The sequence below is a fragment of the Kineococcus deserti genome, from assembly GCF_050871945.1.
GTDB lineage: Bacteria > Actinomycetota > Actinomycetes > Actinomycetales > Kineococcaceae > Kineococcus.
The window spans coordinates 35565-52973 of the sequence record NZ_JBJLSI010000035.1 but is presented as its reverse complement, the minus strand read 5'-3'; the positions used below and the strand labels follow the sequence as shown (position 1 = coordinate 52973).

General features: G+C 72.3%; 16 protein-coding genes, 1 rRNA gene and 1 pseudogene. 10 read left to right on the top strand and 8 right to left on the bottom strand.

Annotation, left to right across the window (positions count from 1 at the left end; translation table 11 throughout):
* A 5S ribosomal RNA gene (rrf, locus tag ACRYR2_RS20985) occupies positions 1-112 on the top strand; the annotation flags it as partial.
* Positions 113-508: 396 nt separating this feature from the next.
* On the opposite strand, the gene ACRYR2_RS20980 is transcribed toward rrf, so the two are convergent.
* Complete coding sequence (locus ACRYR2_RS20980; protein ID WP_432564831.1) at positions 509-1555, bottom strand: LLM class flavin-dependent oxidoreductase; 1047 nt, start codon at positions 1553-1555, stop codon at positions 509-511.
* Between the two features lie 184 nt (positions 1556-1739).
* Here ACRYR2_RS20980 and ACRYR2_RS20975 point away from each other — a divergent pair, with 184 nt between their 5' ends.
* Positions 1740-2021: a hypothetical protein gene (locus ACRYR2_RS20975; RefSeq protein ID WP_432564830.1), complete on the top strand. Its 282-nt coding sequence runs from the start codon at positions 1740-1742 to the stop codon at positions 2019-2021.
* A 76-nt stretch (positions 2022-2097) separates the two neighbouring features.
* On the top strand, positions 2098-3168 hold the full coding sequence (locus ACRYR2_RS20970) for an ADP-ribosylglycohydrolase family protein (RefSeq protein ID WP_432564829.1): 1071 nt from the start codon (positions 2098-2100) through the stop codon (positions 3166-3168).
* 156 nt (positions 3169-3324) lie between these two features.
* Here ACRYR2_RS20970 and ACRYR2_RS20965 read toward each other — a convergent pair whose 3' ends face one another.
* Both ACRYR2_RS20965 and ACRYR2_RS20960 read right to left on the bottom strand, forming a co-directional pair.
* Positions 3325-4680, bottom strand: a complete 1356-nt coding sequence (locus tag ACRYR2_RS20965; RefSeq protein WP_432564828.1) for a 6-phospho-beta-glucosidase — start codon at positions 4678-4680, stop codon at positions 3325-3327.
* Entirely contained in the window at positions 4677-5447 is a 771-nt protein-coding gene (locus ACRYR2_RS20960) for a DeoR/GlpR family DNA-binding transcription regulator (protein WP_432564827.1), read from the bottom strand. Before ACRYR2_RS20960 ends, ACRYR2_RS20965 begins: the two co-directional genes overlap by 4 nt.
* Before the next feature lie 137 nt (positions 5448-5584).
* Between ACRYR2_RS20960 and ACRYR2_RS20955 the strand changes: the two genes are divergently transcribed.
* The 5 genes from ACRYR2_RS20955 (at position 5585) to ACRYR2_RS20935 (ending at position 11008) form a co-directional block, all read left to right on the top strand.
* Positions 5585-6547: a carbohydrate kinase family protein gene (locus ACRYR2_RS20955; RefSeq protein WP_432564826.1), complete on the top strand. Its 963-nt coding sequence runs from the start codon at positions 5585-5587 to the stop codon at positions 6545-6547.
* Positions 6544-7908 carry an extracellular solute-binding protein gene (locus ACRYR2_RS20950; RefSeq protein ID WP_432564825.1) on the top strand — a complete coding sequence of 455 codons (1365 nt, stop codon included), beginning with the start codon at positions 6544-6546 and terminating at the stop codon, positions 7906-7908. The genes ACRYR2_RS20955 and ACRYR2_RS20950 overlap by 4 nt, the downstream gene beginning before the upstream one ends.
* Positions 7909-8835, top strand: a complete 927-nt coding sequence (locus ACRYR2_RS20945) for a carbohydrate ABC transporter permease (protein ID WP_432564824.1) — start codon at positions 7909-7911, stop codon at positions 8833-8835. It begins immediately after the preceding gene.
* Position 8836: 1 nt separating this feature from the next.
* Positions 8837-9661, top strand: coding sequence for a carbohydrate ABC transporter permease (locus ACRYR2_RS20940; protein ID WP_432564823.1), 825 nt, complete (start codon positions 8837-8839; stop codon positions 9659-9661).
* A gap of 72 nt (positions 9662-9733) precedes the next feature.
* Positions 9734-11008, top strand: coding sequence for an alkaline phosphatase (locus ACRYR2_RS20935; RefSeq protein ID WP_432564822.1), 1275 nt, complete (start codon positions 9734-9736; stop codon positions 11006-11008).
* 92 nt (positions 11009-11100) lie between these two features.
* Here the strand turns inward: ACRYR2_RS20935 and ACRYR2_RS20930 are convergent, their stop codons facing one another.
* Genes ACRYR2_RS20930 through ACRYR2_RS20920 form a run of 3 tightly spaced genes read right to left on the bottom strand, consistent with a single transcriptional unit; the run spans position 11101 to position 13942 of the window.
* A complete protein-coding gene (locus ACRYR2_RS20930; protein ID WP_432564833.1) occupies positions 11101-12126 on the bottom strand; it encodes an NAD(P)-dependent alcohol dehydrogenase in 1026 nt (341 codons plus the stop codon).
* A 5-nt stretch (positions 12127-12131) separates the two neighbouring features.
* Entirely contained in the window at positions 12132-12917 is a 786-nt protein-coding gene (locus ACRYR2_RS20925; RefSeq protein WP_432564821.1) for an iron-sulfur cluster assembly protein, read from the bottom strand.
* Positions 12917-13942, bottom strand: coding sequence for an amidohydrolase family protein (locus tag ACRYR2_RS20920; protein WP_432564820.1), 1026 nt, complete (start codon positions 13940-13942; stop codon positions 12917-12919). Before ACRYR2_RS20920 ends, ACRYR2_RS20925 begins: the two co-directional genes overlap by 1 nt.
* Before the next feature lie 135 nt (positions 13943-14077).
* Here ACRYR2_RS20920 and ACRYR2_RS20915 point away from each other — a divergent pair, with 135 nt between their 5' ends.
* Positions 14078-15544: an AAA-type ATPase lid domain-containing protein gene (locus tag ACRYR2_RS20915; RefSeq protein ID WP_432564819.1), complete on the top strand. Its 1467-nt coding sequence runs from the start codon at positions 14078-14080 to the stop codon at positions 15542-15544.
* 83 nt (positions 15545-15627) lie between these two features.
* On the opposite strand, the pseudogene ACRYR2_RS20910 reads toward ACRYR2_RS20915, so the two are convergent.
* Together ACRYR2_RS20910 and ACRYR2_RS20905 are read right to left on the bottom strand one after the other, a co-directional pair.
* Positions 15628-15777, bottom strand: a pseudogene (locus tag ACRYR2_RS20910) (DUF4396 domain-containing protein); the annotation flags it as partial.
* A 150-nt stretch (positions 15778-15927) separates the two neighbouring features.
* Positions 15928-16713 (bottom strand): SDR family NAD(P)-dependent oxidoreductase, encoded by a 786-nt coding sequence (locus tag ACRYR2_RS20905; protein ID WP_432564818.1) that lies wholly within the window; start codon positions 16711-16713, stop codon positions 15928-15930.
* Between the two features lie 98 nt (positions 16714-16811).
* Between ACRYR2_RS20905 and ACRYR2_RS20900 the strand changes: the two genes are divergently transcribed.
* Positions 16812-17396 carry a TetR/AcrR family transcriptional regulator gene (locus tag ACRYR2_RS20900; RefSeq protein ID WP_432564817.1) on the top strand — a complete coding sequence of 195 codons (585 nt, stop codon included), beginning with the start codon at positions 16812-16814 and terminating at the stop codon, positions 17394-17396.
* The last annotated feature ends 13 nt before the right edge of the window (positions 17397-17409 follow it).

Below are 17409 nucleotides of genomic sequence, written 5' to 3'. Positions count from 1 at the left end.
TGGTCATAGCGGTGGGGAAACGCCCGGTCTCATTCCGAACCCGGAAGCTAAGCCCACCAGCGCCGATGGTACTGCTCGGGAGACTGGGTGGGAGAGTAGGTCACCGCCGGCCACTCAACTTTGAGTGCGGAGGGGGAGATCCCCTTCCTCGGTTCAACCCTTCGGGGTGGACTGGGGGAGGAGGTCTTCCCCTTCGTCGTTCCCGGGCGCACTACGTCGGACGGAAACCGCTGGCCCGCGCGCCGCCGGAGACGGCACGGTGGCCCGGTGAACACCCTCGCCCGCGCCGCTGCCCACGGCTGTCCACCGTCGGCGCCTCGGTGGTCGAGGCCGGGCTGGACTCTCACGGGCGGGCGCGTGAACCGGTGGACCCTGGCCTGGCCGCGCAGGCCCGCCACCTGTGGAACGCCCCTCCGATCCCGTACACGCTGTACGCCCTGACCGCTCAGGCCGAGGAGCACCTCCGCGGCGGCCCGGATGCTGGACCCGCGAACCTGACTCCCCGAGGTCAGCCGACGGGGGTCCACCCCAGGTGCGGTGCGACGTGTTCGGCGACGGCGCTGAGCACGCGCCGGTGGACCTCGAGGCTCCCCTCGGCAGGCAGCACGATCACCAGTCCGTCGGTCTCGCGCACGGCCTCGTCGGCCAGCAGTTCCTCGACGATTCCCTCAGGTGCACCGCTGAGGACGGGACTGAACCGCACGGGGAAGGGCGAGGGGTCCTTCGGCCGTCCGTCCGACGTCATGCCGGAGCTGTACCCCTCGATGAACACCTGGTGGTCGTCGGCGTCCTGGCGGTCGAGGAAGGGCAGCACGATGCGACCCGCGGACGTGCGCGCCGCACGCCGATCGGCGTGACCGGCCTCGGCGAAGGCCCTGCGGTAGCTGCGGATCTGCCGCGCCTGCACGACATCGAACGGCTCGCCGGTCTCCTCGGTGTTCAACGTCGAGACCTGCAGGTCGAGACCCTGCTCGCCCGTGCGGACGGCGGTCCGTTCGCTGCCCGCGCCGTACCAGAGGCGGTCGGACAGACCGGGGGCGTGGGGGGTGACGACGAGGTCGCCGCCTTCGGGCACACCCATGTACGGTGCGGCGGCCTGGGCGATGGGGGCGCCGGAGACGGCGCGGCGCAGGACCTCGATGCGGTGCTGGGCCTCCCCGGCGAAACCCCGCTCGGACGTTCCGTGGATCGGGTCGAGCGCCGCGGCGAGCGGCGGGATGCCGTTGCTGAGACCGAGTTCGAGCCGGCCCCCGCTGAGCAGGTCGACCGTGGCCGCGTCCTCGGCGAGCCGCAGCGGGTCCTCGTAGCGCATGGGGATGACGCCCGTGCCCAGCGCGATGCGGCTCGTCACCTGCGACGCCGCGGCGAAGAAGGTCATGGGCGAGGACAGGAACGGCTCGTGGTGGCGCACCCGCACCCAGGCGGAGTCGAAGCCGAGGTCCTCGGCGTGGCGCACGAGGGACAGACCGTCGCGCAACGCGGCGCCCGCGCTGCCGGATCCGCCGTCGGCGACGAAGGTCAGGAACCCGAGCTCCAGACGTCCGGTGCGGCTCATCACGCCTCCCAAGTAGTTGTCCCTTCAATCGTACGCCAGCTTCAACAGTTGAGCGTTTCTCCCGAGGACCGACGGACGCGGTCACGCCCTCGACCACGTTGTGGACGGCGGCCGATCCGGTCCGCGACGTCGGGGTACGGTCGCCGCACCCGGAGCACTCCGGGACTGCGGAGAGGCGGGGACGATGCGGCTCGGGGTCACGACGGAAGAACTCAGCGCGGCGGCCGGCGTGCTGCGTGAGGACTCCTCCTCGACCGGTGGGCAGGAGTCAGGACTGACCGAGGCCTCCGGCAGCGTGGCGACCTGGGTGCCCGGCCGGTCCGCGCGTGTGGCGCAGGCGTTCTTCGACGCCCTCGCCGACGCCGCACGACAAGCCGGTGACGGGCTCCAGGAACTCGGGAACCGGCTCGGCGCGGCGGCCGGGGAGTACGACGGCGTCGAGCAGCGGCTCCTGCGCGAGCCGTGAGCGCGGTGCGGGCCAACCGGGTGGATTCGGAACCCTCCGGCTTGATGCCGGTCCCGCGGCGGCCGACGTCCTCTGCGTGAACGATGCAGGCCAGGCCGGACCGGGAGTCCCGCCACAGGTCGACGGCTCCCAGGTGGGTTCGCGCGTGCGCGGGTTGCTGCACGGCCTGGCCGTGGGCGAGGTGCTGGGCTCCGGTGCCGCCTCGACGGAGGCAGCGAACGCAACGCTGCGGCACGGGGTCGCCACCCAGCTCGCGTGCTTCACGGCCGCCGCCAGCATCCGCACGTCCCTGCGGCGGGCGCTGGGCGGAACGCCCGACGCGCGCGCCGACCTGCTCGAGGCCTACCGCCGCTGGGTGAGGATGTGGACGGCGACCGGGCGCGCCCCGTCGTCGACCGGTGCCTGGCTGGACGAGGTCCCGTTGTTCGCCCAGCCCGTCGGGGAGGCCGCCGACACCGTCCGTGGCCTCGCGACCGGCAGCGGCGGAACCCGCACCGACCCGGTGACGACGTCCGACGGGTGGCACGCCCTCGCCCGCGCGCTGCCCCTGGCCGCGCAGGTGGAGCGCGACCCGGCCAGGGCCGTCGAGTCGGCCGTCGACTCCGCCGCCCTGACGCACGGACCGAGGTCCTTCGCCCCGTCCGCCCTCGCCGTCCTGGTGGCCGGCGCCGCCGTGCGCACCGGCGACGTGGGCGACGCCGTCGCCGAGGGCATCACCTCGGCCATCCTGCTCGGGGTCGACTTCGCGGCCGTCTCGGTCGTCGACGACGCCGTCCGCGCCGCCCGTGAGACGCCCGCCTCGCCGGTCGTCCTGCGGTCCGGCGCTCCCGACGACAGCGCCGCGTCCACGCTGTGGGGCGCGACCTACTGCCTGTTGAGCCACCCCGGCGCGGATGCCGCCGGAGCGGCCTTCGCGCTGGCCGCCACCGCCCCCCACCTCGTCGCGGTCTCGGCCGTGACCGGTGCGCTGCTGGGCGCCGCCCACGGGGACGTCGCGCTGCCGCAGACCGTGCTCACCCGGGTCGACCTGGCGTACGTCATCGACCGGCTGGCCCGGGACCTGGCCCGGGAGAACCGCCCCAACCCGGACGGCAGCTGGGGCGCAGCCGCCGATCCGGTGCGGCGGGCCCGCTACGGGATCGACTGAACCGCAACCGCACCGACGGCGACGCGGTGGAGGGACGCGACGATCGGCGTCGTCACCCCCCGCGACCTCACCCGGCGATCAAGGACTCGACCACGGACGCGGAACTCTCGAGTCCTTGATCGCCGCGGGTGAATCCTTGATCGCGGGGGAGGAGGGTCAGGGGGTGAAGACGGCGGCGACCTCGGGGATCGCCTCGACGTAGCCGTCGAGCAGTTTCCGGGCCACCTGGACCGAATCCACGAGCGGGTGCAACGCGAAGGCACGCAGCGCCTCGGCGCGGTCTCCGTGGACGGCCGCGGCGATGGTGTGCCGTTCGACGGCCTTGACCTGCTGCATCAACCCCAGCTGGTGCAGGTCCGGCGCCGGCGTCGACAGCGGGTGCACACCGTTGGCGTCCACCGTGGTCGGAACCTCGACGACGGCGTCGTCGGGCAGGCCCGCGATCGTGCCGCCGTTGCGGACGTTGAGGATCATCGTGGACCGCTCGTTGCGGCTGATCGCGGCCATGACGGCCAGCGCCACCCCGGCGTACCCCTGGTGCGCGGGGTCGAGTTCAGGTTGGTCCTGGTGAGCCGGTGCACCCTGCTCGCCGCCCTTGGCCTCGGCCATGTAGCTGGCGCTGCGGGCCGTCACCGTGTCCCGCCACAACCCCGCCGCGTCCGAGGTCGTCGCGAGGTCCTCCCAGAACTTCCCCTGCGTCGACAGCAGGAACTCACCGCGGGTCTGCTGCGCACTCCTGATCGAGGCCACGGCCTCACGGTTGGAGTAGTAGTAGTACAGGTACTCGTTGGGAACGGCGCCGAGCGTGCGCAACCACTCCCCGCCGAACACCAGACCCTCCTCCAGGACCTCCAGCGCGGCGTCGTCGGCCAGCAACCGGGGCAGCACGTCGGTGCCGTCGAACACCAGGCGGCGCATCCAGCCCAGGTGGTTCAGCCCGACGTAGTCCATCTGCACGCGGGTGTGGTCCAGGCCGAGCTGCGCGGCGATCCGCCGCCCCAGACCCGACGGGGTGTCGCAGATCCCGAGGACGCGATCACCCAGGACCGACTGCATCGCCTCGGTGATGATCCCGGCGGGGTTGGTGAAGTTCAGGAAGTAGGCGTCCGGGGCGAGGTCGCGGACCTGCCGGGCGACGTCGAGCATGAACGGCACGGTGCGCAGCGCGTAGGCCAACCCACCCGGCCCGGTCGTCTCCTGCCCCAGCACGTCGAGGTCGAGCGCGACCCGTTCGTCGCAGCAGCGCCCCTGCAGGCCGCCGATGCGGACGGCGGCGAAGATGAAGTCGCTGCCCTGCAGAGCCTCAGTGAGGACGGTCGTGGGCACCAGACGCGGGGCGTCGGGGAAACCCTCCGAGATCTGGCGCAGGATCCGCACCATGCCCTCGAGCTTGCCGGCGTCGGTGTCGTACAGCGCGACCTCGTCGACGCGGGGGCTTCCCGCGTCCCGCAGCAGCGCCTGGTGGACGTACGGGGTGCGGAAACCGCCACCGCCGAGGATGCACAGCTTCATGCCCTGATCACCTTTCCGCCGGCTTCACGGCACAGGTCCGTGGTGGATTGCGGGGCACCGGTCGTCGTCACCAGGACGTCGACCTCGGACAGCGAGCACAGGCGGTACGAACCCTGCCCGGGGAACTTCGCCTCCGTCGCCAGCACGACGACCCGTTCGGCCGCCTCGACCATCGCCTGCTTGACCGGGGTCTCGACCGCCATGTTGTCGACCACGCGCCCCGTGGGTTTCACGCCCGTGCAGGACAGGAACACCACGTCGGCGTTCACCTGCCGCAACGTCGCCTCGGTGAAGGGACCCACCAGGGTCTGGTAGTTCCGCCGCAGCACGCCACCGAGCAGGACGACGTCGACCCGGTCGTCGTCGCGCAACTCGTCGAGCACCCCGAGGTTGGAGGTGACGACGGTGACGTCGCGGCCGCGCAGCCCGCGGGCCACCAGCGGTGTCGTGGTGCCGATGTCCAGGACGACGACGTCCCCGTCCTCGACGAGTTCGACGGCCCGTGCGGCGACCCGGCTCTTGAGGTCGAGGTGCCGGTCGCGTTCGACGCCGAACGGGGATTCGACGCCGTTCCCGTCGGCGGCGGGCTGGGCGGTCATCGCCCCGCCGTAGGTGCGCAGCAGCTCCCCGCCGCGGTCGAGGTACTCGAGGTCGCGCCGGATGGTCGACTCGCTGACCTGCAGTTCCTCGGCGAGCCGGCGCACGCTGGCCGCGCCGTCGGACTGCACGGCGACGAGGATGCGCCGTCGCCGCTCGCTCGAGATCACGCCACGACGGTAGCAACGTCGCGCAGACCCCGCCAGGGTCGAGCACCGGACACGATCACCGTCGCGCAGACCCTTGCACATCCGTGCAGAGCAGCGGCATGCTCACGAGACACCGGACGAGGCTCGCGGGAGGAACCATGGATCTCGACGTCCTCCTGGGCGGGCGGTTGTTCTGCGACCTGGTGTTCTCCGGGTCCTCGCTGCCGAAACCCGGGGCGGAGGTCTTCGCCGACGGGTTCGTCCTCAGTCCCGGCGGCACGGCGAACCGGGCGGTGGCCGCGGCCCGCCTCGGCGCACGCACCGGGCTGCTGGCCGTGCTCGGTCGCGACGTCTTCGGCGACGAGCTCGCCCGGTCGCTGGCCACCGAGCCGAACCTCGACCTGACCTGGCTGCAGCGCAGCGACACCGCGCGCACCGCGGTGACCGTCGCCGTCACCGACGAGCACGACCGCAGTTTCATCACCTACGAGGAGGCCGGGACGGAGGTGCCGCGGGACTGGCCCGGGACCCCGCCGACGGCCGCGACCTGCCACGTCGGGATGGCCACCGACCTCCCGCGCTGGGTGGGCCCGCTGCGAGCGGCCGGGACGACGGTCTTCGGCGGGGTCGGCTGGGACGCCACCCACGAGTGGTCCCCCGTCGTGCTGGACCGGCTCGCCGACGTCGACGTGTTCGTCCCCAACGAGGTCGAGGCGATGAGCTACACCCGCACCGACGACGTCCACACCGCCGCCGGCGTGCTCGCCGAACGCGTCGGCACGGTGGTCGTCACCCGCGGACCGCGCGGCTGCCTGGCGATCCACGACGGCTCCCTCGTGGAGGAACCCGCGCTGGAGGTCCCCGCGATCGACCCGACCGGCGCCGGGGACGTCTTCGTCGCCGGGCTGATGACCGCCACCCGCCTCGGCTGGGACCTGCGGCAGCGGCTGCGGTTCGCCGGGCTGGTCGCCAGCCTGTCCGTGCGCGGGCTCGGGGGAGCGGCCAGCGCCCCCGGACCCCGCGACGTGCTGCGGTTCCTGGAGGACGAGGGACCGCGGGAAGGGTTCGACCTCGTCCACGACTGGGCCCGTTCGGGTTCGCAGGAGCAGGAGGAACAGTGACCACACAGTTCACGGCCCGGCGTTCGGTGCTGCTGGGCCTGGCCGCCACCGGCGCGGGGGTCGCGGCCGCGTGCACGCCCGGGTCCTCGAACGGCGGCGGATCGCAGACGACGAGTTCGGAGCCGGTGTCCACCGACATCGCCGCGCTCGGCGACATCACCCTGACGGTGTGGGACCAGAACACCGACGAAGGCATCGACGCCGCGACCGAGCAGCTCAACGAGCAGTTCATGCAGAAGTACCCCAACGTGAGGGTCGAGCGGGTGTCGCGTTCGTTCGACGACCTCAAGACGACGTTGCGGCTCGCGCTGTCCGGGGACGACGCCCCCGACGTCGTGCAGGCCAACCAGGGCTACCCCGACATGGGCGCGTTCGTCGAGGCCGCGCTGCTGCAACCGGTCGACCCGTGGGACGAGCTGTACGGCTGGACCCAGCGCTACCCGGCGGACCTGCTGAGCCTGAACAGGTTCAGCGAGGACGGGAGGAAGTGGCGGGAGGGGAACCTCTACGGCGTCTCGGCCACCGGCGAGATCGTCGGGCTGTACTACAACAAGAGGCTGCTGCAGCAGGCCGGACTGGCCGCACCGGCGACCATGGAGGAGTTCCAGGCCGCGCTGCCCGTCGTCGCGGCCGCGGGGCTGCTGCCCATCCAGTACGGCGACGCCGACAAGAGCCCGGGGATCCACGTCTTCGGTGCGCTGCTGTCGGCGACGGCGGGGGAGCAGGCCGCCGGCGACCTCGTCTCCGGCTCGGGTGGCGCCTGGACCGACCCGGACGTCGTGGCCTCGGCGACGACGCTGCAGGAGTGGGCGACGCGGGAGTACCTGCCCGACGGGCACAACGGCGTCGCCGAGGACGACGCCGTCGCCCGGTTCGCCGGCGGCGAGGGCGTCTTCCTGTTCAACGGCACCTGGCAGCTGGCGACGCTGGCCGGGGCGATGGGTGCCGACGTGGGTTTCGTCGCGCTCGCCGGTGTCGACGGGAAACCCGAGACGCTGGGCGGCGTCGGGCTGGCCTGGGCGCTGACGGCGAGGACGGCCAACGCCAACGCGGCCGCCGCCTACGTCGACTTCGTGACGAACGCCGCGGCCGGTCAGGTCCTCGTCGACACCGGCAACCTGCCGGTGGTGTTCCCCGACGGCTACCAGGCGCAGTCGGGCACGCTGGCCGGCGACGTCGCCACCAGCTGGGAGGGGGTCAGCCGGAACGGGGGTCTGGTGCCTTACCTCGACTACGCCACGCCGACGTTCTACGACACCCTCACGGGCGCGGTGCAGCAGCTCACCGGTGGGCAGGCCACCCCGGAGCAGTTCACCCGGACGTTGCAGGACGACTACGCCGCCTTCCAGCAGGACCGCTGAGTGGCCGTCCTCCAGCGCGCTCGTGGCGCGGCCCGGCAGGTTCCGGGACGCGGGCCGCGGCCGCGGCGGCAGTGGAAGGCGTACCTGTACCTCGCTCCGGCGCTGGCCGTGCTCGGCGTGTTCCTGCTCTACCCGCTGGGCCAGAGCGTGTGGATCTCGTTCTTCGACTGGAACGGGCTGACGCTGGCGACGTGGGTGGGCGGCGACAACTACGTCGAGATCGTCACCGACCCCCGGATCCGGGCCGCCTTCGGGCACGCCTTCGTCCTCATCGCGTTCTTCTCGGTGCTGCCCGTGGTGTTCGGGTTGCTGCTGACGGCCGTCATGGGCCGCGCCGTGCGGATGCGCGGGCTCGGGTTCTTCCGGACGGTGGTGTTCCTGCCGCAGGTCGTCGCGTCGGTCGTCGTCGCGACGTCGTGGCTGGCGATCTACGCGCCCGACGGGTTGCTCAACCAGGTGCTGCGGGCGATCGGGCTCGAGGTGGCGACCCGGTCGTGGCTGGGCGACTTCGGGACGGCGCTGCCGGCCGTCGGGCTGGTCGGCAGCTGGGTCGGTACCGGTTTGTGCCTGGTGCTGTTCCTCACCGGGGCCGCGCAGATCGACCGCGAGCTGTACGAGGCGGCCCGGCTGGAGGGGGCCGGGTTGATCCGCGAGTTCTTCGCGATCACCCTGCCGGGGTTGCGTGGGCAGGTCGCCGTCGCGCTGACGCTGACCGTCGTCGCCGCCCTGAAGACGTTCGACCTCGTCTACGTGACGACGCGGGGCGGACCGGGGAACGCGACGACCGTGCCGGCGTACCTGGCCTACGAACGGGCGTTCCTGACCAACCAGGTGGGGTCGGCGTGCGCCATCGGCATCACGCTCGCGCTGGTCATCCTGCTCGTGTCGCTGCTGATCTCGCGGGTGCAACCGCGGGAGGAGGACTGACGTGCGGATCGGCCGCGTCGAGACGACGCTGAACTACGTCCTGCTGACGGTGTTCGCCGTCGGCGCGCTCGTCCCGCTCCTGGGGGTGCTGCTGTCGGCCGTGACACCGGCGGGCGAGCTGCGGGTCGGGTTCTCGCTGCCGTCGTCGGTGTCGCTGGGGAACTTCGCGACGGCCTGGACCGAGGGCCGGTTCTCCCGGTACCTGGTGAACTCCGTGCTCGTCGCCGCCGGGGTGGTCGTCCTCACCGGCCTCCTGTCGACGCTGGCGGGCTACGCGTTCGCCACCATGCGCTTCCCCGGCCGCACGGTGCTGTTCCACGTCGTCCTGCTCGGGCTGATGCTGCCCGTGGAGTCGTTCGTCATCCCGCTGTACCACGACCTGCGCGGCTGGGGACTGACCGACACCTACTGGGCGCTGCTGTTCCCGCAGACGGCGCAGTCGCTGGCGTTCGGCACGTTCTGGATGCGCAACTACTTCCTGTCCTTCCCCTCGACGGTGCTGGAGGCCGCGCGGATGGACGGCGCCAGCGACCGGGTGGTGCTGTGGCGGGTGCTCGTGCCCAGCGCCCGGCCGGCGCTGGCGACCATGGGCCTGCTCGTCGGGATGTGGACCTGGAACGAGTTCCTGCTGCCGCTGGTGATGATCCCCGGTGAGGGGTGGCGCACGGCGCCGCTGGGCCTGGCGTTCTTCCAGGGCCAGCACACGACGCAGACCCAGCTGCTGGCGGCCGCCGCGACGATCGTGGCGGTGCCGATCGTGCTGGCCTACCTGTTCGGGCAGCGGCGGTTCATCGCCGGGATGCTGTCGGGGGCGGTGAAGGGCTGACGGCTGGGCTGGCCCGAGCCCGCGCTGAGTGGGAGGGTGTGCCGGTTCATCGCAACGACGCGAGGAGGATCCGTGCGACACGCGAAGACCACCCTGGCCCTGGCCGCAGCTCTCACGCTGGCCCTGACGTCCTGCGCCACGGGCGCCTCCTCCCCGCCCGGCGACGGCCCCCACGGGGGAGGCGACGGGAGGTACGGGCACGACCGCGCGAGGAACGTCATCGTGCTGCAGGGCGACGGGATGGGCATCGCGCACCGCGAGCTCGTCCGGCTGGCCACCGTGGGCCAGGACGCGGAGCTGGCGATGGACAGCCTGGAGGTCAGCGGCTGGGTCCACACCGATCCGGCCGACCCGCTGGAGACCGTCACCGACTCCGCGGCCGCGGCCACCGCGTACGCGACGGGGGTCCGCACCTACAACGGCGCGGTCGGTGTCGACGTCGACGGCAACCCCGTCCCGACACTGCTGGAGGCGGCGCGCGACCTGGGCAAGGCCACCGGGCTCGTGACGACGTCGCAGGTCACCGACGCCACCCCGGCGTCCTTCGGGTCGCACGTCCTGGACCGCGACGACCAGAGCGAGATCGCCCGGCAGTACCTGGAGGAGACGAGGCCGGACGTGGTCCTCGGCGGCGGGGAGGACCGCTGGCTGCCGCCGGGCGAGGAGGGTGCCTGGCCCGACCACCCGGCGACCGACCCGACGGAGGAGAGCTCCGGCACGGCCGGCAACCTCGTCGAGCGCGCGCAGGACCTCGGCTACGAGTACGTCTCCGACGCCGACGAGCTCGCGGCCGCCACCTCCTCCAAGCTCCTGGGCCTGTTCGCCAACGAGGAGATGTTCGAGCACCGCAACGAGGGCGAGGGCGCGATCTACGACCCGTCCGTCCCGCTGCCCGACATGGCCGCCAAGGCGCTGGACACGCTGTCGACCGACGAGGACGGGTTCTTCCTGCTCATCGAGGAGGAGGGCATCGACGAGATGGCGCACCACAACAACGCCCACCTCACGATCGCCGCGGGCGCCGCCCTGGACGCCACCGTCGCGCTCGTCCTGGACTTCGTCGAGGCCAACCCCGACACCCTCGTGGTCGTCGTCGGCGACCACGAGACCGGAGGTCTGGCGATCGAGAACGTGTCCGAGGAGGACGAGAGCGGAGACGCCGACTCCGCCGAGGACGGGCCGTTCACCGTCCACGGGACCGACCTGCAGTTCACCGTCGACTGGACCACGACCGAGCACACCGGCGCCGCCACCCCGCTGACCGCCACCGGCCCCGGCTCGGCGGCTCTGGGCCGGGTGCAGGACAACACCGGCGTCCACGACGCGATCCTCGCCGCCCTGCGCTGAGGGGGTGGGCGGTTGGGGACCGTTGACGCGAAGGGCCGAACCTACCGGCCCGATGCGTCAACGGTCCCCACCCGGACCGCGACCAGGACGCCTCAGGGGACGAGGATCGCCCGGCCCCGCACCCGCCCGCCGTCCAGGTCGTCGATCGCCGTCTGGAAGTCGTCGAGCGCGTACTTGGCGGTGTGCAGCTTCACCAGCCCGCGGGCGGCCAGCGCCATCAGTTCGGTGAGGTCGTTGTACGACCCCACGAGGTTGCCGATGAAGTCGATCTCGGCCGAGATGATGTCGATCGTCGGGACGTCGATGTTCTCGCCGTACCCGACGACGTGGTAGTCCCCGGCCTGCCGCAGCATCCGCACGCCCTCGGACGTCGAACCACCTTCGCCGACGAAGTCGACGACGACCTCCGCGCCGTGGCCGCCGGTGAGTTCCAGCACCTGCTCGACGTGGGAACCGTCCGCGACGACGGCGTGGTGCGCACCGATCGACAGGGCGAGCTTCACGGCGTCGGGGTTGCGGTCGACGACGACGATCTCGGCGGCGGTCATCGCCGCGAGGACCTGGATCCCGATGTGCCCGAGCCCGCCGGCGCCGATGACGACGACCCTGTCGACCGGTCGCAGCCGCCGGGCCGCCTTGGCGCACGCGTGGTACGCCGTCAGACCCGCGTCGGCCAGCGCCGCGACGTCGGCCGGCTCGAGGGAGTCGTCGATCTTCACGACCGCCCGTGCCGAGGTCTTGAGGTGCTCCGCGTACCCGCCGTCGGTGTCGATGCCGGGGAACAGCTTGTTCACGCAGTGCACGTCGTCGCCGGAGCGGCACGCCCGGCACAGCCCGCAGGTCACGTTCGGGTGCAGGATCACCTTGTCGCCCTCGGCGACGTTCGTGACCGCCGAGCCGACGGCCGTGACCCAGCCGGCGTTCTCGTGGCCGATCGTGTACGGCAGCCTCACGCCGGACTTCTGCTCCCACTGCCCCTCGAGGATGTGCAGGTCGGTGCGGCACACCCCTGCGCCACCGATCTTCACGATGACGTCGAACGGGCCGGTGACCTCAGGGGTGGGAACCTCCTGCATCTGCAGCGGCTGGTGGTACCCGACGACCCGGACGGCCTTCATCGTGCTCATGCGGAGAACTCCCTGGTGGAGACGGGGGTGAGGGGCAGCAACGGGTGGTCGCCGGGTTCGGCGCCCTCCGGCCGGACCGTCTGGTCCTGTTCGGACCCGGGGTAGCGGGTGCGCAGCAGACCCCGGCAGAAGTGCGCGTTGCCGTCGATGGAGATGCGCGTGGAGCGCGCGCGCCGCAACCGCATCGGCACCTCCTCGCGCGGGTACGCCCGACCGTGGTCGTCGACGAGGACGGTCGCCCCGGGTTCGGTGGAGATGCCGAGCGCGACCCGCCGGCGCAGCAGCGCCGTCGTCGTGCGCTCGTCGCGCAGGTCGGCGAGCGTCACCTCGCCGACCTCCTCCTCCCGCAGGGAGGCGTCCGCGCGCAGCAGCGTCGTCAGGGCGCGTTCCATGGCCGCCGTGTGCGCCTTGCGGCGGAACGTCAGCCGCAGTTCGTCGAGGTCCTGCTCGGCCTCGTGCTTGAACGTCCCCTTGTACCCGGCGTCGGCCGCGAGACCGGCGTTGATGAGGTCGGAGTCGTGGTGGTCGTCGAGTTCGACGACGACCTGCGACACCCCGGGCAGTTCAGCGAGCGCGTCCTTGCTGTCCGAGGCCATGAGGTAGGCGAAGTTCGGCGAGCAGAACGACGTCGGCAGCCGCAGGTGCACCGTCACGGTCGACCCCTCGACGTCCAGGGACCGCACGAACCCGAGGTCGGTGATGGGTTCGTCGAGTTCGGGGTCGAGCACGGCCGACAGCGCGTCGAGGCACTCCTGTCGCAGGTCAAGGGTGGTGGTCGTCATCAAGCCACCGCCACGGCCTGCGGTTCGGCCAGCTGCGGCGGGTTCGCGACCTGCAGCTCCTCCGGTACCGGGATGCCGTACACCGCGGCGGCGTTCAGCCCGAGGATCTTCTTCTTCTGGTCGGTCGTCAGCGGCGCGTACTCGCTCATGTCCTCGGGGATCTGGAAGTCCACGAACGTCTCGACCAGCCACTTCGGCGTCCACAGCGCGTAGTCGCTGGAGAAGAAGATCCGGTTCTCGTCCAGCCAGTACAGCAGTTCACCGATGATCTGCGCGAAGTACCGCGGGCGGGTGTGCATGAACGGGATGGCGACCGCGAGGCCGGCGTACACGTTGGGTTCCTGCGTGGCGATCCAGCAGAAGTCCTCCAGCCGGGGCAGCCCGCAGTGCTCCACGACAAAGTTCAGGTCGGTGAAGTCGGTCGCGACGTGGTCGACGTCGGCGACGTCGAACGCGTCCCGGTCCAGCGGCCGGATCGTGGGGCCCTTGTGGACGTGGATGTTCTTGATCCCGACCTCGCGGCACACCTCCAGGTACCGGTAGGTCCACGGGTCGGACAGCTTGTAGCCGCGGGAGTCGCCGTGCCAGTCGGCGGTGTAGAGCTTGACGCCCTGCAGGTTCATCTCCTCGGCGTCCTGCCGCAGCCGGTCCAGGCCGCGTTCGCCGTCGCGGGGGTCGAAGTAGTGGTTGTAGGTCAGCTTGTCGGGGTGCTTGCGGGTGAGCTCCAGGGCCTCGGCGGTCTGCCCGAACCCCTTCCGGTAGAACTCGCCGAGCCGGGCCGGCTGGAAGATCGCGTGGTCGGCGTAGCCGACCTCGAAGACGTCGTGCATGAGGCGCTCGCCGCCCTGGTACAGGTACTCCTCGTACGACCACAGCTCCGAGTCCGGGCTGAGGTTGCGGTGGTAGTCGTAGAAGCAGTCGATGAACTGCTTGCCGTGGACGTTCCGCTGGTTCTCCGGGCGGGCGTCCCACAGCGCGATGTGCGCGTCGACGATGAAGTACTTCTCGCCGTCCTTGGTGTACATGCTGCTCTCCATCTCCAGTGACGGGCTCTGCGTGTCTCGACGGTAGGGACGTCCGGGGCGCGGGGGAGGTGCCCGGTGTCTCACTTTGAGACGGAACGGCTCGTGCGGTCCCCGGCCGGGTCGTACGGTGGGCCCATGAGCGATGCGGCTCGGCGACGCGCCGTCCACCCGTTGCGCACCGGTGTGCAGGTCCCCGACCGGCTCGTCGCGTCCTGGCGACGCAGTTCCGACTACGGAGTGCGCACGGACGACGTCGAACCGGTGTTCTCCGGCACGTGGGAGCAGGACTCGCTGTTCTTCGAGTGCGGCCGCGAGGTCCTCACCGACCTGCACCGCACGCTCGCCGACGAACCCGTCAGCCTCATGCTCACCGACGCAGAGGGACTCGTCCTGAACCGGCTGTCGGGGGACACCTCGCTGCTGCGCAGCCTGGACGCGGTGCACCTCGCGCCGGGGTTCGCCTTCTCCGAGCGCGAGGCCGGCACCAGCGGGCTGGGCCTGGCGCTGGCCGACCGGTTGCCGTCGGTGGTGCGGGCCGAGGAGCACTACAGCACGAGCCTGGCCGGGTACACGTGCGCGGCCGTGCCGGTGCTGGACCCCGTCAGCGGCCGGCTCGAGGGCAGCGTCAACATCACGACGTGGGCCGAGCAGCCCGGCAAGCTGCTGCTCGCCCTGGCGCAGTCCGCGGCGGGCGCGACGTCGGCGCTCATGCTGGCCCGCTCGCGCGGGCGGGCCCCGCGGCCGGCTCCGCGCGGGGAGGTCTTCCACGTGCGGGGCGGCACCCTCGAACCGGGGAGCGGGACGGTGCAGGGGCTGTCCGCGCCCTGGCGGGCGGTGCTGCAGCGGTGCGAGGACGTCGTGCGCGACGGGCGCGTCGTCGTCGCGGTGGGCGAGCGCGGGTCGGGGCGCTCGACCGTGCTGGCCCAGGCGGTGCGCCGGGTCCGCCCGCGCGACCGGATCCTGTCGGCGAGCCCACCGGCGCCGCAGGACCTCGACGCGTGGCTGGCGCTGTGGTCGCCCGAACTCGGCAAGGCCGACACGGCCGTCGTCGTGTGCGAGGTGGACAGCCTGCCGGCCCGGGCCGCCGACGAGCTGTGCTCGCTCATCGTGACCGCCCGCGCCGTCCGGCCCGACCTGCCGGTGGTCCTGACGGCCGAGGACCTCGCCGAGGTGCCCGCGTCCCTGGCGGCGCTGGTCGACGCGGTGGTGCCCGTCCCGCCGCTGCGCGAACGGACGGCGGACGTGCTCCCGCTGGCGGCGCACTTCGTCCGCCAGACCCGCGGTCGCGACCTGGACATCACCCCCGCCGCCGCCCGGGCGCTGGAGACGTGCCCGTGGCCGGGGAACGTCGACCAGTTGCACCGCGTCGTGCGAGGCGCTGCGCTGCAGGCGGACACCGTCGACGTGCGGCACCTGCCGGCGGAGGTGTTCAGCGGGTCCGGGCACCGGTTGTCGCGCATCGAGGCGCTCGAGCGCGACGAGATCGTGCGCGTGCTGACGACGCCGGGGGTGTCGATGAAGCAGGCGGCGCAGGAGCTGGGGATGAGCCGGGCGACGATCTACCGCAAGGTCGCGCAGTACGACCTGCGGATCCCGCGCTAGTCGACGCCACCCGCCGGTTCGCCCGTCAGCAGGCGACGCAGGCTCCACGTCGGCGCACCGCCGCCTCCTGACGTCGATCCTGACGTCAGCGCGTACCCGAAGACGAACGCCAGGGCGACCGAGAGGGCGACCGTGGCCGCGTTGTGCAGACCCAGGCTGGTACCGACGACCATGCCGAGGACCTCGCCGACGGCGCAGCCGGTGAGGCAGTGCGACGTGGCCCGGGCCGCCACCGCCCACGTCGCCGGTGGTGGCCGGCGTGAGCGGTGGGGACGTGCTGGACGGGACGGTCGGACATGGCGGGCTCCTCGGCCGGACGGCCAGCGACGACCGTGCCGAACGCCGAACCCGGGCGGCTGTTCCCCGGAGCGCCGGCGGTGGGGTCAGGCCACCTTCACGGCTCCCGCGTCCACCCCCCAGTTCTGCCCGACGGCGCTGGGCATGGTCGGGGAGGCCAGCAGCACGACGGCCCGGGCGATCTCGGCCGGGTCGATGAACCGGCCCGTGAGCATCCCGGTCTGCTGCGGGAAGTTCGCGAGGACCGCGTCGTGGTCGACGCCGGAGGCGGTCGCGATGAGGCGGGCGATGCCGTCCTCGCCCGCGATGAGCGGGGTCAGCGTCGCGGAGGGGCTGACGACGTTCACCCGCACGCCCCGGGGCCCGACGGCTTCGGCGAGTCCGCGGGAGAAGGCGCTCAGCGCGGCTTTGGCGGTCGAGTAGGACAGCGCGCCGCCCGGGCGGCGGGCGCTGTCGGAGGAGACGTTGACGACGGCGCCGCCGGCGGTCAGCAACGCCGGCAGGGCGGCGCGCGTGGTGCGCACGGCCGCGAGCAGGTTGAGGTCCAGCATCTGGGCCCACTGCGCGTCGGTGCCGCCGAAGGGATCGGTGAGCGCGTCCGGGGTGCCGCTGCCGCCGCCGGCGTTGTTCACGAGCACGTCCAGGCGTGAGTCCGCGGACAGGACGGCTTCGAGCAGTTCGCGCGGTCCGTCGGGGGTCGCCAGGTCGGCGGCGAAGAACTGCACGCCGGTGTCGTCGAGTTCGGGGGTGCTGTTGCGGGAGGTGGCGACGACGTCGGCGCCCTCGGCCTGGAAGGCCTGCACGATCGCGAGGCCGATGCCGCGGCTGGCGCCGGTGACGAGGACGCGTCGGTCGGTGAGTCGGAGGTCCACGGGTTTCTCCTCAGGTGGGTCGAGGCGAGAACTGCAACACGCCTGTCGCAGTTTCGTCAAGAGAACTGCGACACTTCTGTGTCAGTTACGCTGGGCCCGTGACCGGCACCCGACGCGTCCGTGCGGACGCCGAACGCAGCACGGCCCGCATCCTCGAGGCGGCCGAGGGCGTGCTGGCGGCCGACCCGAACGCGCCGCTGGAGCGGATCGCCGACGCCGCCGGGCTCGCCCGCGCAACCGTCCACCGGCGCTTCGCCAACCGGACGGCTCTCCTCACCGCACTGGCCGACCAGCTGAACTGCCGCTACGAGCTGGCCTTCGACGAGGCCGAGGCCGCGACCGACGACCCCCTGGCCCTGCTGTGCGAGCTCTCGCACCGCGTCTTCGCGCTGAAGATCGCCAACCGGTTCGCCCTGGCGCTCGCCGACACCCCGGGGCCGCGGTCCCTCGAGCGGATGACCCGGCTCTTCGAGCGGCTGCACGAGGCGGGGGTCATCGCCACCGCCGACCCGGCCTGGACCCGTGGGGTCTGCCTGGCGCTGCTCGACGAGGTGCACCGCCTGCCGGCCGACTCGCCGGCCCTGGGGGGCGGCGACGAGATCAGCGCCCGCAGCGAGCTGTTCGTGCGGGCGCTCCTCGGGGCGCTGGGTGCGCAAGGCCGTGACAACCTGAGAGGGCTCTGAACGCCCGACCGAG

Coding starts and splice junctions, on each gene's coding strand:
- ACRYR2_RS20980 (WP_432564831.1), bottom strand. CDS start 1,555: ATGAGCCGCACCGGACGTCTGGAGCTCGGGTTCCTGACCTTCGTCGCC.
- ACRYR2_RS20975 (WP_432564830.1), top strand. CDS start 1,740: ATGCGGCTCGGGGTCACGACGGAAGAACTCAGCGCGGCGGCCGGCGTG.
- ACRYR2_RS20965 (WP_432564828.1), bottom strand. CDS start 4,680: ATGAAGCTGTGCATCCTCGGCGGTGGCGGTTTCCGCACCCCGTACGTC.
- ACRYR2_RS20955 (WP_432564826.1), top strand. CDS start 5,585: ATGGATCTCGACGTCCTCCTGGGCGGGCGGTTGTTCTGCGACCTGGTG.
- ACRYR2_RS20930 (WP_432564833.1), bottom strand. CDS start 12,126: ATGAAGGCCGTCCGGGTCGTCGGGTACCACCAGCCGCTGCAGATGCAG.
- ACRYR2_RS20925 (WP_432564821.1), bottom strand. CDS start 12,917: ATGACGACCACCACCCTTGACCTGCGACAGGAGTGCCTCGACGCGCTG.
- ACRYR2_RS20920 (WP_432564820.1), bottom strand. CDS start 13,942: ATGTACACCAAGGACGGCGAGAAGTACTTCATCGTCGACGCGCACATC.
- ACRYR2_RS20915 (WP_432564819.1), top strand. CDS start 14,078: ATGAGCGATGCGGCTCGGCGACGCGCCGTCCACCCGTTGCGCACCGGT.